Source organism: Marinicrinis sediminis (assembly GCF_042685085.1).
In the GTDB taxonomy this organism is placed as follows: Bacteria; Bacillota; Bacilli; order Paenibacillales; family KCTC-33676; genus Marinicrinis; species Marinicrinis sediminis.
This window is the reverse complement of the sequence record NZ_JBHUMM010000016.1, coordinates 1-17,494: the sequence shown is the minus strand read 5'-3', so window position 1 is coordinate 17,494 and position 17,494 is coordinate 1. Positions and strand designations below refer to the sequence as shown.

The window sequence follows — 17,494 nt, the reverse complement described above, 5'->3', positions numbered from 1 at the left end:
GGGGATAAGATGAAGTATGATCCACTGTACGTCCAGTTTATCCATCATTTTAATGTAACCCAAGATTTCTATGAGTGTCATGAAGTGATGGAGGAACTGTGGCTGGAGGAAGGCAGAGATCCGGTCTATCAGGGTTTGCTGCAGGTAGCGGTCGGGTTGTATCATCATGATAATGACAACGAAAGCGGAGCTATTAAGCTGATGGAGGCCGGCATCGAGAAGCTGTCTGGTTGTGAGGATGCCGAGAGGCTTGGGATCGATCTTGTACGTTTGCTCGAACAATCCCGGCATTATTTGGTGAATCTGCACCAACGGGGCTTGGCGTGGTCGTATCAGCCGTTCCCAATCGTCATTTTGGATACGGAGCTGGAACAACTCGTGGCTGCGCTCCACTTGTACGACGCTGAGGAACACGATCATTCAAACAGATAGAACGATATGAAAAGCCCGAACTCCTGAGGAAGGAATTCGGGCTTTTGGCTATGTCCTGTTTGTGAGACATGTCGTGCATGTCAAGCAGTGCGTATATGTCTCAGATGTCACGATGCTGAGTGGTTATTCAGTTGACTGGCGATTCTTCACTTCGTTGAAGTATTTCTCGTAGGCATCTACCACCAGCGGGTCCATCTCTTTGTCGCCGCTCAGTCCATAGTTAATCTTGAGATCGGAAGGCTGACCGTCTTCAAAGTAAATCATCGTCGGTGTACCTTGGATATATTTATCCCATGGATCCCGATATTCCAGCACATTGTATTGCAGCACTTCTACCCCGATTTCCTCTGACAGTTCCATCACGGTAGGTGTGGTTTTCTGGCAATAATGACAGGTTGGCGAGAAGAAGTAGACTAGCATAGGCTCCTTGTCAGCCAGCTTCTGTTCAAATTCAGCGGGGATAATGATGTTTTGGTAATTTTCATCGTCCAGCTGCTTTTTGGTTTCCTCTGACAGCTTGTCCGGGCTGGTCTTGTACAGTTCCTGTGCTTTTTCTTCTGCCGCTGCATTGGTCTTGCTATCCTGGTATTGATCAAGGGCAAAGATCCCCGCGAATATGACGACAATAATACCGAGATACAGTAATAGCTTTTTCATGATCCACCTCTGTCCTTCAGCCCAATGGCATGGTTTTATCTATCAAAGTATTATAAACTATTTACATATTCATTGAAAGGGCGAGTGGTGAATGTCCCTACAATTGCCAGAAGCGTTTGAGCAGAAGATGCGGGAACTGCTCGAGGAAGAGTTTGAAGCCTTTATGGAAAGTTATGAACAACCCAAGTGGCAGGGTTTGAGAGTGAATCGACTGAAACTGGAAGCTTGCGATTTCCAGAGGATGTCCCCCTTTTCCCTGACGGCCATTCCCTGGTGTGCAGAGGGATTCTACTATGCCGATGGAGAACGACCGGGCAAGCATCCGTTTTACCACGCGGGATTGTACTATATTCAAGAGCCTAGTGCCATGACGCCTGTGGAGATGCTAGATGTCCGTCCAGGTCATAAGGTGCTGGATCTGTGTGCCGCTCCAGGTGGGAAATCCACCCAAATTGCCGCCAAGCTGGCAGGGAGCGGGGTGCTGGTCAGTAATGATTTGCATCCGGAACGTGTGAAGGCGCTGGTGAAAAATATCGAAATGGCGGGCGTACGAAATGCCGTCGTGTTGAATGAACATCCTGCACGAATCGCGGACTCATTCGGTGCATATTTTGACCGTATTCTGGTCGATGCGCCATGTTCGGGAGAAGGGATGTTTCGCAAGGATGAGGATATGGTGAAGCATTGGAGTCCGCAGCGGGTGTGCGACTATGCCGGGATGCAAGAAGAGATTTTGGAAGCCGCAGCAGCGCTGCTAAAGCCTGGCGGCAAGCTGGTCTATTCCACCTGTACGTTCTCGCCGGAGGAGAATGAAGCGATGATCGCTTCATTTCTCGGGCAACATCCACAATTCGAGGTCGTACCGTTGTCCCCCACACACGGATTTCAGTCTGGACGACCGGCATGGGTGACGGAGAAACAGACAGATCAGGCAGAACATGGAGAACAGGTTGGACACGCAGAACATGGAGAACAGGCAGAACAAGTAGGACAGGCTGGACAGGTTTCAGAACCTTCAGAGGAGACAGGGGCCCGTCAGGAAGCAGCAAGGTTGGAAACGGCAGGTACGCTGCGACTGTGGCCTCATCTGGTGGAGGGGGAAGGTCATTATGTAGCGCTGCTGCAGAAGATGCCGGATGCCCAATCGATAGAACAGGCGAATACAGAGGTACGCACAGCGTCCGTTGATTCGTCATATGGCACGGATCGATCAGGGAAAGATCATGGAAAGGGACAGGGTCGTCCTCGCAAGCAAGAGATTCGTCCGCTGGATACGGAGGAACGTGAGCGGTGGCATGCGTTTGCCTCTTCGGTGCTGGATCAGACGAAAACGGCCGAGTCGATTGGACAGACAGACAAGCCGTTAATAAGCTGGAAGCAGTTTGTATACGAGTGCCCTGTTTCTCCCTTACTACTGTCGGGATTAAAAGCACCGCGGCCGGGTTTTTTCGTGGGAGAGCTGAAGAAACAGCGTTTCGAGCCTTCACAGGCCCTCGCCATGGGATTGAGACCGGAAGAGGTGCAGCAGGTGATCTCACTGGATATGGCGGATGAGCGGGTGATCAAATATTTGAAGGGTGAAACCATCGATATTTCCGATTTCCCGCATATTCAAAAAGGGTATGGCCTGATTTGTCTGGGTCCGTATCCGCTTGGTTGGGGTAAATCGATGCAGGGTATGCTCAAAAATGCCTATCCGGCTGGATGGAGGTGGCAATAATGGGCAAGCAGGTGAATACGAATACGATGCGACTGGACAAGATGCTCGTTCATCTCGGAGTAGGCAGCCGTTCTGAAATCAAGAAACTGGTGAAGCAAACGTTGGTAACTGTCAATGACGAAACAGTGAAGGACAGCGGAATGAAGATAGATCTGGAGAAGGATATCGTACGTGTGGACGGGGAACAGATGCACTATCGGGCCTTTATCTATATCATGCTGAATAAGCCGCGAGGGGTCATATCGGCGACGGAGGATGCCAGAGAGCGAACGGTGCTCGAATTATTGCCTGATTCATTACGCACCTTTCAGCCTTTTCCGGTTGGAAGACTCGACAAGGATACGGTTGGATTGTTATTGTTGACCAATGACGGCAAGCTGGCACATGAATTGCTTTCACCGCGCAAGCACGTTGACAAGACCTACTATGTAGAGGCAAGCGGAAGATTGTCTGAGGCGGATCTGTCTAAACTGGAACAGGGCGTAACTCTGGACGACGGCTACGTGACGATGCCGGCTCAGGCGGTGCGGGTAGCGTCCAGCGGGGAAGCTGACCAGACCTGCTTTCAGCTGACCATTCAGGAAGGCAAGTTCCATCAGGTGAAGAGAATGGTGCAGGCTGTCGGCAGCGAAGTCACTTATTTGAAACGCATCAGGATGGGCCCGCTAGTATTGGATCACACGCTCACAGAAGGTGACTGGCGGGAGCTGACGGAGGATGAAGTCGCCCAATTGCAGAGCCGATCGACCGACAGCCCGGACAAAACAGCAGATTAGACGCTTGGATCGACGATGGTGAAGGGAATATGCGTAGAATCGCTCAAATACTGATCAATCTCGATAGAACGATTAAGGCTGAATGATAAAAGCAAAAGTAAAAACAAAAACAAAAACAACCAGATATACGGAAGGAATGGGAGACTATGATGGATATCCAATGTATTGCTCTTGACGTAGATGGAACGTTGATTACCGACGACCACCAGTTAACACCGAAGACGAATGAATTGCTGCGCAGGCTGCACCAGGAAGGCAAAGTGATCGTGCTCTGTACGGGAAGAGGACCGGTAAGTGCCCTTCCATTGCTGGCAGAAATGAAGATCGACAGTGTACTGATTACACATAATGGAGCGGTTACCCTTCATTCTGGAACGCGGGAGATATTGCACCAGTTTGATTTTCCGGTGGCCTGGATTGAGCCGATCGTTCAGTACTGTCGGGAGCAGCAGGTTCATTTTGATATCAATACGGCGTTTGACATGTATGCCGAACAGATGCGTCCGGAAGCGGAAAAAATGTACGAGATGTATTTTGCCAATCCGATTATTCGGGAGAACTCACTGGAGGATGTCCCTTCACTTGTAAAGTTCACAGCGTTCGGGACGCGTGAGGAAATGGATGCGCTCGAAGGGCCGCTAAGAGAGATTGTGGCCAATAGCGAGGATCTGCGCATGATTCGCAGTGGGGATCTGTTTATCGATATTATGCATCGCAATGCGACCAAGGGGAGAGCACTGGCTGCCTTTTGTGCCAATGAAGGATTGAATCGGGAGCAGGTCGCTGCCTTCGGAAACTACTATAATGACGTGGAAATGCTGAAGTTTGCCGGCCTCGGTATTGCTATGGACAATTCCCCTGATGAGGTAAAGGCGGAAGCCGATGAGGTGACGTTGTCCAACAATGAAGAGGGGGTCTATCACTATCTGATGGATCGGATGTTTGTCCATTTGAAAAATGATCCGCCTATTCCGAAATAAGAGCATACTCACGCCGTGACTGGAGAAAGCTAAATAAGGAACAGCTAGAAGAACAGGACAGCCGCAAAATCAGAGCGAAAGGAGCCTTCCATCATGGCTGAAATTGTCATTCGTCCAGATATGCGTACGCATGGCGGAGAGGTATCGGATATTCTGCTGGACAACCATTATGTCGGTTCGATCTGTCTCGTTTACCGGGAAAGGGAGCGGATGACGGGATCGATTCAACTCGATAAGGAAAGTCTGACGCCTTACCACAAGCGCAGGGTCAACGAACACGTCCATGCTTATGTGGAGTCCCTGATGGATGCGATGAATCTGGAGGAATGTGATGTCATGGTGACCTACAGTCGCTATGATCATGTTATTGCCAGTGATACCAATGTTGGCGTGATCGATGAGTTTGTTGACGAAGAAATGGAAACAGACCTGGACAGGCTGTCGGAAGCTGAAGATGGAGAAGAAGACTCCGCAACCTACTTCGAGCTGGTGGTGGTCAATGAGTATCATCAGACGACAGAGTATGAGATTTATGATTATGATCAACAGCTGGTTGCAGATGCCGTCCTGACACAGTATGACCATGAAATATACGGGGAAGTGAACTGGCAGTTCCTGCCTCACGAGGAAGAGATGGAGCAGATCACGAATCTGCTGATTTCCGACTATGAGGAGGACGAGGAGGTCGTGTCGTTCGTCATCGATATGAAGCATAGCGGCAAAATTATCGAGACGGAAGAACTCACCCATGTGGATGTACTGGACGCGCAGGAGACGGAGGATGCGGACGAGTATTCGGTGGTCCTGTCTCGGGATGACGAAGATACGTTGACGTACAGCATTTATCATCAGTCGGAGGGTGGCATTCCGATTGGAACGGCTACGATTGATGTGAGCAGCAGACAGCTGTCAGGCTATGTGGATCTTCGGGATACGAGTGATGAGAAGGAACGGGAACTGATGGCAACGATGCTCATGAGGGAACTGGACAAGGAGCGGGATTATCGCAGTTTCAATCTGACGCTGTTTTATCGTAATGAACCGATTGACGAGCTGCATTTCCAACAGGAAGAGGTATTTTCGAACTGACGGATGAGCAGGCAGGATCGAAGAGGATGGTTGCATTTTTGGGCCCGATTTTCATAAAAAGCTGGAAAAGTACGGACTTGCAGCTTATGAAAATCGGGTTTTTTGTGATAAAATCAAACCTATCATAACCTAGCAGAGATCATAGATGATTGTAAGCGTTCTCTTGAATGCTTGTCAGCATAGATACGTGCAAGAGACGAAGGACTGATCCTGGAGAGGAGAGTCTGGCATGTCTGCAGCAGGAGAAAGAGGGAGTCTGAATTGAGCAGCAGAATCACGATAAAAGATGTGGCCAAGGAAGCAGGAGTATCCATTGCTACCGTATCCAATGTGATGAACGGTACAGGCAGAGTATCGATCAGAACGGTTCGTAAGGTAGAGGATGTGATTGAGCGATTGCAGTTTTATCCCAGCAAGGCCGCACGAAACCTGAAGGACAAGAGCTCGCATCTGATTGCCGTGGTGGTTCCGTATTTGAAAGAAGCGAGACTGCGGGACAATCCGTTTTACTGGAAGCTTATGATCGGCATCGAAGAAGGGGCCAAACACAAGTCTTTTCAGGTGATGCTGATGGACGTAAATGACGAGGAGAGCTTTGCTTTTGTACAGGAACGGCATTTGGATGGACTGATTGTGGTGGGAACGTTTCAGAATGCGCCGGTTATTGATCGCATACTGGCTTTAAAGAAACCGGTTGTGTTCATGGACAGTTATATTTCTGATTTGTCTCTCTATCAAGTCTATCTTGACGATGAAGAGGGAGGTTATCTGGGAGCCAAGCACCTGTTGGAGCTCGGTCATCGTTCGATTGGCGTCATGTGCGGACTGCTGATTGAAGGCGGGGTCTATCATGCCAGATGGAAGGGATTTCAGAAGGCGATCCGGGAAGCGGGGCTTTCCATGGACAATCAGCATATCTTCGATATTCATACTTCAGCAGAAAAAGGGAGACGGCTGGCCCATCAGATCGCAGAAGAGCATCCTGACATTACGGCGATGTTCTCCTTTTCAGATATCGGGGCACTGGGCCTCATTCGTGGTTTCCATGAGAAAGGAATTCGGGTTCCGGATGATATGTCGGTGATGGGATTTGACGATATGTATTATATGGAATACATGAATCCTGCGCTGACGACGATCCGGCAAAATGTGCATGAAAAAGGACGGGCCGCGGTGGAAATGCTCATGGAGCTGATTGATGATTCGGCGACCTCAGCCAGACAGATCGTGTTGCCCGTGGAACTGATCGTCAGAGAGAGTACGGACATTTGCAAGCATACAGCCCAATCATGATACGCACTGGTTCACATGTTTCGAACAACAGTAGACCGAACGGTCATACATGAGGCCTGGAATGAAGAGCTGCATGAAGATGAACATGAACAGGTAGAAAAACGTGCAGGCCAGCACGAAAAAACCACACGTTGCAAGATGCCGGTGTGGTTGGGTACGGTCAAAGGTATGACATAGGAAGTGGAGGGACACCCGAAAAAGAGGAATTCGATTTCCGGGTTGTCCTTTTTTATTCAGGTTCTATGTGCCTGTTTCTTGCGAGTCTATCTCTGAATCTGATTCTCGATCTGAATCTGGATCTCGATGCATCGGAACGTCATCTCGCTGTGTTTCCTTCTTGCGCATCCAGAACAGTGCTGTCAGGACGCGATCAATCCATTCCTTGTCTTCCTCAGTGAGTAGAATACCGTCAAATACAAGATCATTTTCACGGATGAGTCTGCGAAGGTTGATCGGATTGGTGATTTCTCCATGTTCCTGATGCTCCTGATTTTCCAGATACCCGGCAATTTGCATGAGCTCTCCATAGGAAATATTCAGACCTTCGGACAGTTTCATCAAGATTTCAGGTGATGGAATCCCGCGATTTCCGTTTTCTAATTGGGAGATGTAGGCGGACGATACACCGGACCGATCCGATACCTCCCGAATTGTATAGCCTCTTCGCTTGCGCAGACCTTTTAATTGTTGATAGAAATCCATACTTTCACCCCAGTACGACACAGATACCTCTACCATGTTGAAATGGCAGTCCAGTTCGTTTCTTTTAACATAAGTTATGAATGGTAAACAAAAGTAAACATCTCTCACACTATTTTACCACGTATTTCCTATTACAGCCACCTATTAATCTTTAATTGGATGAAAATAGATTTTCAGCGTTCGGAATCTTGATTGCAAAAGTAAATATAATATATTGCATGTGTTAACGATAACAGGTATAATGTACCCAAAAGTTGTAAAAGTATGAGGGGTATTCCATGTCGAGAATAATAGCAAAAACCAATTCTTTTACGAATGCCAGAATTGCAAGAGGATGGACACAGCGAGATCTGGCTCATTATTGCAACATCAGTCCAGGTTATATCAGTCTCATTGAGAGAGGAATCAAGTCGGTAGGCCCTCGGACAGCGAAGCGGATATCAGAGGCGCTGCACAAGCAATGGGAGGAATTGTTTTTCCTTCAAAATGAAGATTGACGATTTCAGCCGCGAACCCTATAATCATCTCAGGATCATGCCTATGCTCCTAGATATCGCCTCATCGAGGTGTGAGAGGAAGGTTGAGGGTATCGTGAAGCTCCTCACATTTAATCCGTTTCGTACAATTGGTATTCCACATGTTGAATTTGTGAAACCCACGCATATGTTCCAGCAGATTGAGTTGATCAAGGAGGCCGATGTGCTGCTGTTTCCAGAGCATTGGCAGGTCAACTCGCTAGTCTATGGCCTTCATAAACCTATTTTTCCGAGCATTCAAACCATTCATCTCGGTCACAACAAAATTGAAATGACTCGCGCATTGCAAATGATCGTCCCCGAACATGTGCCGTATACGGAAATCGTATCAAATACACCAGAGCATCAACAAATGATTCTGGATACGTTCAGCTTTCCATTTGTCGCGAAGGAAGTGAAGAATTCGCGGGGACAAGGCGTCTTTCTCATTCGTAACCGGGCGGAATTCAAGGCCTATGCGGATCGCAATGACAGCTTGTACATTCAGATGTACATCCCTACTCATCAGGATTTAAGAGTATGTGTCGTTGGTCGCGAGATTGTCACCGCCTACTGGAGAGTGGCAGAAGGAAACTTTCTTCATAATGTGGCGCAGGGCGGTACGATCAGTCTGGATCATATTCCGGCAAAAGCGCTCGATCTGGTGCTGCAAACGGCGGAAAAATTGCAGATTGATCATGCAGGATTCGATTTGATCTTCGACGGGGATACCCCTTATTTTCTGGAATTCAACGTCTTGTTCGGCAACCAGGGCATTATCCAGCAAGGCATTTCAGTAGAGCAGAAAATCTATCAATATATTTGCAATGAATATGTGCGTCCGCCATTTCCAACGACTCCGAGTCCAACCGTGCCTTTTCGTCCGGTGTCAGCTTGACCCATGCGATAGGATGGATCTGATAGAGGTAGCCATTTCATCTTGCACAGGTTAAAAAGCAAGAGAGGCAAAAAGGAAGAATCATAGCGGGAATCAAATGGAGTGATTGTGGAAGAGTCGTGATGGTTTAGCGAGTCACCAAAGAATAAACAGATGGGGTGGCAAAAAAACCCAAGATCAGGTATAATAAAACAGATGTTTGAATCTGAGGAATGATCAAATCGTCAAAATGAAAAACATACCATAACGGAAGCACCGTTCAAGCTCGCTGGATAGCCATGTGGCATCTCAGACGGGTATGAGCGGTTTTTTTGTTTGACTGAATGAGTGGAATTGCAGATGAAAACATGGTGAAATATAGCTGGTTATGTCATAATCAGGATACTTGGGATGATATATGCTGGGAATCGACCCAGCCTCGTTTACGAATGAAAAGAAAGACATACATACATATGATGAGGTGAATGATGATGAAAAAACAAATCCTGACCCTGACAGCTGTGCTGTCCCTAACCGTAACCAGTTTGCTGACACCTTCCTCTTTGGAGCCCGCTGCAAAAGCAGCAGAAACCAAGTCTGTTACCCGATTTAAAGATGTGTCTACCAGTCACTGGGCGAACTCTGCCATTACCTGGGCGGTCAAAGAGAACATCGTAGCCGGTTATCCCGATGAGACCTTCAAGCCAAGCAAGTCTGTCACGCGGGCCGAGTTTATTAAGATGCTGGTAGATGCACTACATATTCCGCATTCCAGTGGCAGTACGCCATGGTATCAGGCTTATGTGCATGAAGCGATTGAGGCTGGACTTCACAGTGAAGCTGATTTCAAAGCTTACGACAAGCCCATCACACGGTATGAAATAGCGAAAATAGTGGCCAATAGTCTTGCTACCCTACCGGAATATGAGGCATATCTGGAGAGCTTTGGTTCCCTCTACTATATGGACTTGCCCTTTACCGATCATATGAAGTTTAGCAAGGCAGAGGTGCCTTATGTAGCCTTGTCATATGCAACTCGCATTATTAATGGCTACCCGGACGAATCGTTTGGCAAGGATAAGCCAGCAACTCGGGCAGAAGCAGTAGCCATGCTGCAATCTCTGACTGGGGTAATGAAGAAAAACCCAAACAGCTTTCAATACCTCAATGAACTAATGGAAATTGCAACATACGGAAGTAATGGGGAAACGATGAGCAATCTTGAGCGTAAAGCGAATATATTAGTAGATGATATGACTGTCGAACATGGAAACTACACAGCTACTTTAAAACGTCTCTATGTTATTCCTTTCGAAGGTGATAAGAAGAGTATGTTCGAGAGAAAGTTTGTCGGTGATCGAGATGAGATTCACCCTTGGTATGCACAATCTAAGCGAGGCTTGGCAGTAGGTGTGGTGGATATTACTTTTAAAAAAGAAGGAAGTATAAATTTGTTTACTTCCAATCTCTTTGTAAGTCCTTTTCCAGGGTTTGGTGAGCAATTACCGAGTGAAAGATACAACTTTATATTTGAATATATGAATAATCCACCTGGATTTAAAAAGGGAGAAACCAGAGAGGTAGTTATTTATGGAGCATATGAAAATAGTTCAATTTCAGTAAGTTTTCTATCCAAGAATAATCAAGAAGGCGGATGGATTCAGTTGTTTTTTAATCCAGACAATGAATATCTGAACAGGTGATCACTAATGAAAATTAAAACTGTATTTATTAAACTTTTGATTATCATTATGATACTTTCGCTATTCCCTCAATTTTCAAGTAAAGCACTTGAAAAGACCCCAGAGAATTATGTGGAAGTATTTGCAGAAGATTTGGCTAATCCGGGCTTTCGTTTTTGTCAACATGCAAATGGAGACTGGAGCACGAAAAGTAGCTACGGGGATATTGGCACGATTCGAGTGAGCGATGCAGATGGTGAGCCTTCCATTACTTATGTGAAAACATATGCAAATATTCCAAATCCTAAAGATGGATGGGTATATAGTGATGGTAGCCAAGTGAGTGAAGATGATTCTAAAAATATCATGAACATTATTCCAGACAAAAATAAAAAGCCTGAACCACAGGGACGCCATGCGGTGGATCGGGATGCTGAGGTGGATGCGACTAACAATAAGGTCATCATAGAAGGGCCAGCTGGTAAAGGGATATTGAAAAGCACTCTAGAAACAGGATTTTGTGGAGGGAATAATGAGGTCAATTATGCCTTTCCAGTAAAAGTCTATTTTGTGGGAAAACTTATTGTTCCCGATGAATTCATGGGACTCGAAATTTCTCCCACGGAGAGAACACTGAATGTGGGGGAATCTCAGCATTTCACGGTCCATGCGAGTTGGAAACAAAACGGCACAACAAAAAAGTATGAGGTGTCCGACAACAAGTTGAGCTGGAGTTCCAATGCTTCCGCCAAAGTCCCGGTCGATGCCTTCGGCATTGTCAACGGCCAAGAACCTACACCTGGAACGAGCCATGCCACCATCACCGCCTACTTTGCAGAACAAAATGCTTCGGTTTCCGCCAAGGTTCGAGTGATCGATCCCGATGAACCGCCACCTGATCCAGACCCCGACCCCGTATACATCACCGGAGATTTTGATATTGTTCCGTCGGCAATCGACTGGCGTGATCCTTTTGTTTTCCAGCCAAAAGATATCGAGACGGGGAGCTGTTCCTATCAATCGCATCAATACCGGATTCAGAGAGGAAGCAGCAGCTATATGACACCAAACGTATCCGGAGAGACGACAAACAGTGCCTATTCCGAGAGTACCTATCCCTGGATCATCAGCATTGGCAGTCATCAAGTGTCCATGAAAATCATCGCCGATTGCGGGGAATCGGATTGGATCGGCCCGAAAACCCTCACTGTAAATGGCCCGTCAGACAATGGCCCTCCAACCTTTGAACTCGGCTGGACCACACCTGGAGTCTGGACAATGGAAGGCAAGCAGACGGAAGTCGTGCAGGGTACCTATCTGGATCTTGTCTACCTCGATGAACCGGCTCCTGCAGATCCGGACGGGGATATGATTGAGGATGTCATTTGGGACTTCTCCAGCTCGAATCGCTGGGTCAAAAATATTCCGAATCAATACAGTGCCTATACCAACGGGTACCACCAGATCGAGATGAATGAGCTCGGCTATCACTCTGCTTGCGCGCTCATGCGAGATGAATTTGGCGCAGAGAGTCGGAAATGTACCTATGTCCGAGTCGTACCACCTAATCCGATTCCGGTTGCCCAGTGTCCCGCTGAGGTGAAAGATAACCGTCCTGTGGACGCCAGCTTGTTTGGCAGTCGTCAATCTTACAGCCCGATGGGAAGAGCGATTGATCATACAAAGGACGAATGGACGAATAAACAGGCCGCCTATACGAACCCCACCACAGACCTGGTCCTCGAGCGCGTACAACTACATGTCTATGATGCTGCAGGTTTAAAATCCTTGCAGCCAGACGAATGTGAGATTACCGTTCTGCCTGACTTGCCACCGCTAGCCAACCTGGATGTGCCGCCGCTCGGCATACGCGGACAATCCTTTGATCTCATCAATCAATCCGCAAGCCCAGATGGCGATCAACTCGTTGCGGCAACCTATCAATACAAGTATGATGCCCACAACAACGGCTTTGAAGATGATAGCTGGCAGCCTTTGACGGGATCGATGCAAAAGGCCGTCTTCTCTCCCAAGCAGGTAGGAAAATATCTTTTTTACATCGAAGTGACAGAGGATTATGGGCGGCAAGATGACACGCTGGATGTCGATGTTACGACTCTCACGATGGACGTCATTAACGAAGCACCGTCCGTTTCGTTTGAGGTAGAAGGAGAAAACCGGCAGCCCAACCTGAACCTGCCTGAGGTGTATACACCATCCGATATCCGCAATCAGTTCGAGCTATACCAGACGAATACGAATCTCCCGATTGAAAATACGAGTTTTTATTGGTACGAGCAAGGTGGAAAGCTGAAAGGAAGTATGGGTAAAGGAATTGAAAATATCTATTCCTATTCTTTCAATGAAAGGCTGAACGGTCAGGATCGCCAAGAGGCATGGGATATGCCGATGAGAGATTTTGGCTATGGTCCAAACAATCTCAATCCATATCGTGCAGTTGAAAGCACATCCGAAACCATGTCCACCTTGATTGGAAGTGCTAACAACCGGAATCAAATATTTTCATTGTTCAGTGTTGGATCAGATACGAACATTCAATCCAATTTATCATACATCTTTATCGACCAATATTGGGGAAGGGATGATACGAGCGGCGGAGTAAGCAGCAAGAACATCTATGCCATCAACAAGGAGAAGATCAACAAACTTCATGTAGAGTTGGGGTTTTACACCCAATCTTATCACTATGATTCCGATGAACCTTTTGATTTTGTAATAGACCGAGATTACTTGGGGAAACATGAATTTGATTATGCGCTACATGCCAACTATAGTAACCCTCCACGATATACGGATTCCGTACACCCGAATATTGTAGGGTATCAGTTGGCTGACCGCACCCTGTATGTGCTTGTTCAATATTATCATTATAGAGATAGTCCAAACGGGGATCGACTTAGGGGCTATTCCTATATCATTCACACTTTTGATGCATACAGTGGTGAAAAACTCGGAGATACTTCCGCACATCTGGATATTAATAATTATTCTACCAATCAACAAATTAGAAACAGGTACGCTAGTCTGAAACGTCCAGATAGGTTGCAGCCAAAGGGAGACAATCTGGTTCTCTTAAACTTGTATTATTATGGTGATGAACAGGCGATTGAAATCAACCGCAAAGGGGAAGTCGTGAAACAATCGGATCTTGGCTTGCCTGATCCTACCACCCTCGAATGCGAGCAAAATGTGGTTTGTAAAGATCATCAGAGAAGGGTCAATGAAATCTATAAAGATGGTAACGGCAGTTATTATTTCTACGATGTGTTAACCATGCGTTATCGTCAGCATGGTAGCGATCATACGTACACTTCCAAACCCTATATCACAAAAATAGGGCCCGACTTAAAAGTAGACTGGCGAAAACCGCTCACTGGCCGTTCGATCAGCAATACCACGTGTATCACGCATGTCTGGGGTGATCCTAAAAACACGGCCCCTTCCATCCTGATTGACTCACTGAATGGAAAAGTGTACACGAAGTCTTATACCAATGGTGCGAGTTTTGCTTGTCATACCTATATGGAAGGATGGGACATCGAGACCGGCAATGTGATCGCAACACCTGCAGACATGGATGTCAGCTCGAATTTTACCAATACAGAATTGCTGTGGAATGGATTCCTTCGAGTGAATGCAGATGAGTTTGACGATAAAAAACAAACGGTCACCAAAGACGGACGGATCACGCGTTTCTATGATCGCACCTATAATACAGATATGAATACACTTAAAAGGCATTACGTCTTTGACACCTCTAATCAAATGAAAACGTATGTCAATCAACCGACGATGACCATTCAGTTTGGGGGAAATACAGAGACCGTCAATGGCTACGGTGGTTACTATGGAGATGGCATCTACCTGTCTACCTTTGATTCAACTACCATGGGATATGATTGCAATCTATGCCGATACCTGGTTGTCACCGTGCAGCCGCCATCTACACATGAACCCAACTTGAAGCCCTTCTCACTTGGACAATTCCTGTCACCGGAAACGAAGGACAATCATACGTTGAATTTCACGATGAACATGCTGCAAGCGCGAAAAACTTCCGATGTAGTGGGCATGTCGTTTCGGGCACAGGACGGGATGAACCGATACGCCCTGGAGATAGACGGTGCCAGTCTCGCACTTGTCAAATACGAAAATGGCAGCCGGAGTGTCCTGCAGTCTGCTGCTTATCCCTTTCAGGATCAGACAGCCTACGCGATTCAAATCGATGCGGTAGAGGATCGTATCTCGGTCAGGCTCAATCAGGTGCCTTACCTGGAGGTGATCGATCGTACGTATACAGCAGGAAAGTTCGGCCCTTTCAGCGATAAGCCGCATGTCAGCTTTAGTTCGATCAGTTCCATGGATAAACCTGCTCCAGACATCGAGCTCGCTGACGGCTATGCCATCTGGGAGCCAGAACTGGGGTATGGAAAGGTAGACTATACGAATTTGGTGTTTGAGGATCCGGAAAATGATCCACAAGCTGGAACGTATTCTTGGACATTAACTCACACGCCCAAATTTATTGCGAACCAAGGATTATCTGCGCTGCATGGTCAAACGTTCTCCGATGCGCAGCTGCATCTGGATAAAGTCGGCCGCTATGACATTGCTTTACGCGCACAGGATGATCCGCATCCGGATTATAAATTTCCGAGCACGGTCTTTGCAGACTATCGGGAAGACTCCAATCCATTTCAAGCTTCTATTCTCGTTCATCGCCGTCCGGTGAGCAAGTACAGCGTCATCGTCGGCGGTGATGACAAAGTATACTGGACTGACAGCAGCTATGATCCCGACCGGTATGCAAGCAGCACCGTCTACAGCACCGAAGCAACCGGTATCGATTACCTTGCGACCAGAGGCATCATGGAGCGCACCTATTTCTATGTCTCCCCGAGCGGAGAAGAAGTCATGCAGCGGCTGATCGTTCCGACCGAAGCTGGTGTGTATACGGTGGGTCTGGCCGTAAAGGATGAATACGGAGCGTGGAGTGAATGGAACATTCAGTCCGTCACGATCACCGACGTACCGCAGAATGCGCCGCCAAATCCCGGGTTTACGCTGAACAAAACAAGCACCCACCGCGGCGATCCGATCACGATCAACTCCACCGCCAGTGATCCCGAGGACGGGGGCCGTACGAATCTCGATCACGCCTATTACATCCGGAACACCGGCACCGGCGTGGAAAGCTACCAGAGCAACAGCCGTACGAACTGGCAGAAATCCTTCAGCTCACTCGGTACGTTCCAGATCCGGCAAGTGGTGCGTGACAGCGTGGGCCAGGAAGCGGAGATGACCCGCTCGGTCCACATTCTGAACCGTCTGCCCTCGGCCGTCATCACGTATCCGGCGAGCAGCGATCAAAACCATCCGACGGTCGTCAAGGACGATACGCCGACGATCACCTGGACCTATGGCGATGCAGACAGCGATTCGCAGCAGCGCTATCAGGTGAAGATCTACCGCTATGGCGGGGTACTGCTGCAGGATTCGGGTGTAGTCACATCCAGCAGCAAGAGCTGGACCCCGACCACGGCTCTGCCCGACAAGACGAACCTGTATGTGATCGTACGTGTGCATGACGGCTATGCGTGGAGCCTGGACAGTGAGCCTGCGTATATGTACATCCATACGAATGAGCCGCCGGATGCACAGTTTGACTGGTCACCGAAGCCGGTATGGGAAGGCGATACCGTCACCTTGACGAACCAGTCCACAGACCCGGACGGTGATCCGCTGACGTACCAGTGGCGGATCACCGATCCGTCGGGTCAAACGCGCAGCTATACGAGCAGGCATGTCACCGCTTTGTTCAGCCAAATCGGCAGGTATCGGGTTGAACTGACGGTCAGCGACGGAGAAGAACAGGATACGGTGACGCGCACGATTGAGGCGCTGGAACTGAAACTGGAGCCATCGGTCTATCATACACCGGAGTGGAAGCAGATACATGACGATCGTGGACACGAGACGGAGCAAGATCCGAAAGACTTTTACAGCGGCGAGCTGTTCAAGCTCGAAGCGGTCACCTCACCAGCTCCGGTTGTGGAGATCACGGCCAAGCTGACCGGGACAGGCCGGCAGAACAATGTGATTCGGATCGACACCACCTTAACCGCAAGCGGCACCCCGCAGCATTACCGCGGCGATTTGTATGACAAGGTGCTGATGTCAATGGAACGCGGACTGAAGGAAGGGCTGGAGGACATTGTGTTCGAGATCGAATATGCGAATGGGGTGACGAAGCAGGCGGTGGTGGAGGTGAACATCATCGGTCTGGCCAAGGAGATCGTTGGGGTGCATCGAGTGAGATAAGGACAGGGACTCGAGCGAGAAAATAGCAAACTAACATGGGCAAGAAGCAAAAGTAAGAAACGTAAGAAAGAGACATAAGAAAGAATCAAAGAAAGAAACGTAAGAAAGAAACGTAAGAAAGAAACGTAAGGAAAAAACGTAAGAAAGAAACACAAGTAAACATATAATTCAAAAATAAAAATAGAGAGTCTGCGGCAATATTGAACTGCTCCCCGTCAAGTAGACAGATAAAATAATAAAACTGTATTCATTGGGCTCCGTCAATCACGGAGTCCATTTTATGCTGCATTTGCGAGCATTTGGCGAGTCTGTAAACTAGATTGTGTAAACTCCTAAATCTATTAAAATAGAGGTAGGAGAAAGGTTGGGATCTACACATGGGATTATGGACGAAAGAGCAGCTTCGCGCATTCATCAAAGAAAATAAGT

12 protein-coding genes are annotated in these 17,494 nt (G+C 47.8%); 10 read left to right on the top strand and 2 right to left on the bottom strand.

All coding sequences use genetic code 11. The features are described 5' to 3' along the window. The first annotated feature begins 9 nt into the window (after positions 1–9). Complete coding sequence (locus ACFSUC_RS09480) at positions 10–432, top strand: DUF309 domain-containing protein (protein ID WP_379929314.1); 423 nt, start codon at positions 10–12, stop codon at positions 430–432. Between the two features lie 123 nt (positions 433–555). Here the strand turns inward: ACFSUC_RS09480 and ACFSUC_RS09475 are convergent, their stop codons facing one another. Then, on the bottom strand, positions 556–1,089 hold the full coding sequence (locus tag ACFSUC_RS09475; protein WP_379929313.1) for a thioredoxin family protein: 534 nt from the start codon (positions 1,087–1,089) through the stop codon (positions 556–558). Between the two features lie 91 nt (positions 1,090–1,180). Here ACFSUC_RS09475 and ACFSUC_RS09470 point away from each other — a divergent pair, with 91 nt between their 5' ends. From ACFSUC_RS09470 to ACFSUC_RS09450, 5 genes are all read left to right on the top strand, one after another. Continuing rightward, positions 1,181–2,809 (top strand): RsmB/NOP family class I SAM-dependent RNA methyltransferase, encoded by a 1,629-nt coding sequence (locus ACFSUC_RS09470; RefSeq protein WP_379929312.1) that lies wholly within the window; start codon positions 1,181–1,183, stop codon positions 2,807–2,809. Further along, positions 2,809–3,585, top strand: a complete 777-nt coding sequence (locus ACFSUC_RS09465) for a pseudouridine synthase (RefSeq protein WP_379929311.1) — start codon at positions 2,809–2,811, stop codon at positions 3,583–3,585. Before ACFSUC_RS09470 ends, ACFSUC_RS09465 begins: the two co-directional genes overlap by 1 nt. Before the next feature lie 146 nt (positions 3,586–3,731). Further along, entirely contained in the window at positions 3,732–4,565 is an 834-nt protein-coding gene (locus tag ACFSUC_RS09460) for a Cof-type HAD-IIB family hydrolase (RefSeq protein ID WP_379929310.1), read from the top strand. A gap of 93 nt (positions 4,566–4,658) precedes the next feature. Beyond that, positions 4,659–5,654 carry a hypothetical protein gene (locus tag ACFSUC_RS09455; protein ID WP_379929309.1) on the top strand — a complete coding sequence of 332 codons (996 nt, stop codon included), beginning with the start codon at positions 4,659–4,661 and terminating at the stop codon, positions 5,652–5,654. 261 nt (positions 5,655–5,915) lie between these two features. Continuing rightward, positions 5,916–6,947, top strand: coding sequence for a LacI family DNA-binding transcriptional regulator (locus tag ACFSUC_RS09450; protein ID WP_379929308.1), 1,032 nt, complete (start codon positions 5,916–5,918; stop codon positions 6,945–6,947). 240 nt (positions 6,948–7,187) lie between these two features. On the opposite strand, the gene ACFSUC_RS09445 is transcribed toward ACFSUC_RS09450, so the two are convergent. Beyond that, positions 7,188–7,649, bottom strand: a complete 462-nt coding sequence (locus ACFSUC_RS09445) for a helix-turn-helix domain-containing protein (protein ID WP_379929307.1) — start codon at positions 7,647–7,649, stop codon at positions 7,188–7,190. A 278-nt stretch (positions 7,650–7,927) separates the two neighbouring features. Between ACFSUC_RS09445 and ACFSUC_RS09440 the strand changes: the two genes are divergently transcribed. From ACFSUC_RS09440 to ACFSUC_RS09425, 4 genes are all read left to right on the top strand, one after another. Then, complete coding sequence (locus ACFSUC_RS09440; RefSeq protein ID WP_379929306.1) at positions 7,928–8,146, top strand: helix-turn-helix domain-containing protein; 219 nt, start codon at positions 7,928–7,930, stop codon at positions 8,144–8,146. A 94-nt stretch (positions 8,147–8,240) separates the two neighbouring features. Next, on the top strand, positions 8,241–9,062 hold the full coding sequence (locus ACFSUC_RS09435) for an ATP-grasp domain-containing protein (RefSeq protein ID WP_379929305.1): 822 nt from the start codon (positions 8,241–8,243) through the stop codon (positions 9,060–9,062). Positions 9,063–9,532: 470 nt separating this feature from the next. Next, positions 9,533–10,744 (top strand): S-layer homology domain-containing protein, encoded by a 1,212-nt coding sequence (locus tag ACFSUC_RS09430; protein ID WP_379929304.1) that lies wholly within the window; start codon positions 9,533–9,535, stop codon positions 10,742–10,744. A 111-nt stretch (positions 10,745–10,855) separates the two neighbouring features. Continuing rightward, complete coding sequence (locus ACFSUC_RS09425; RefSeq protein WP_379929303.1) at positions 10,856–17,065, top strand: PKD domain-containing protein; 6,210 nt, start codon at positions 10,856–10,858, stop codon at positions 17,063–17,065. Positions 17,066–17,494: the final 429 nt, after the last annotated feature.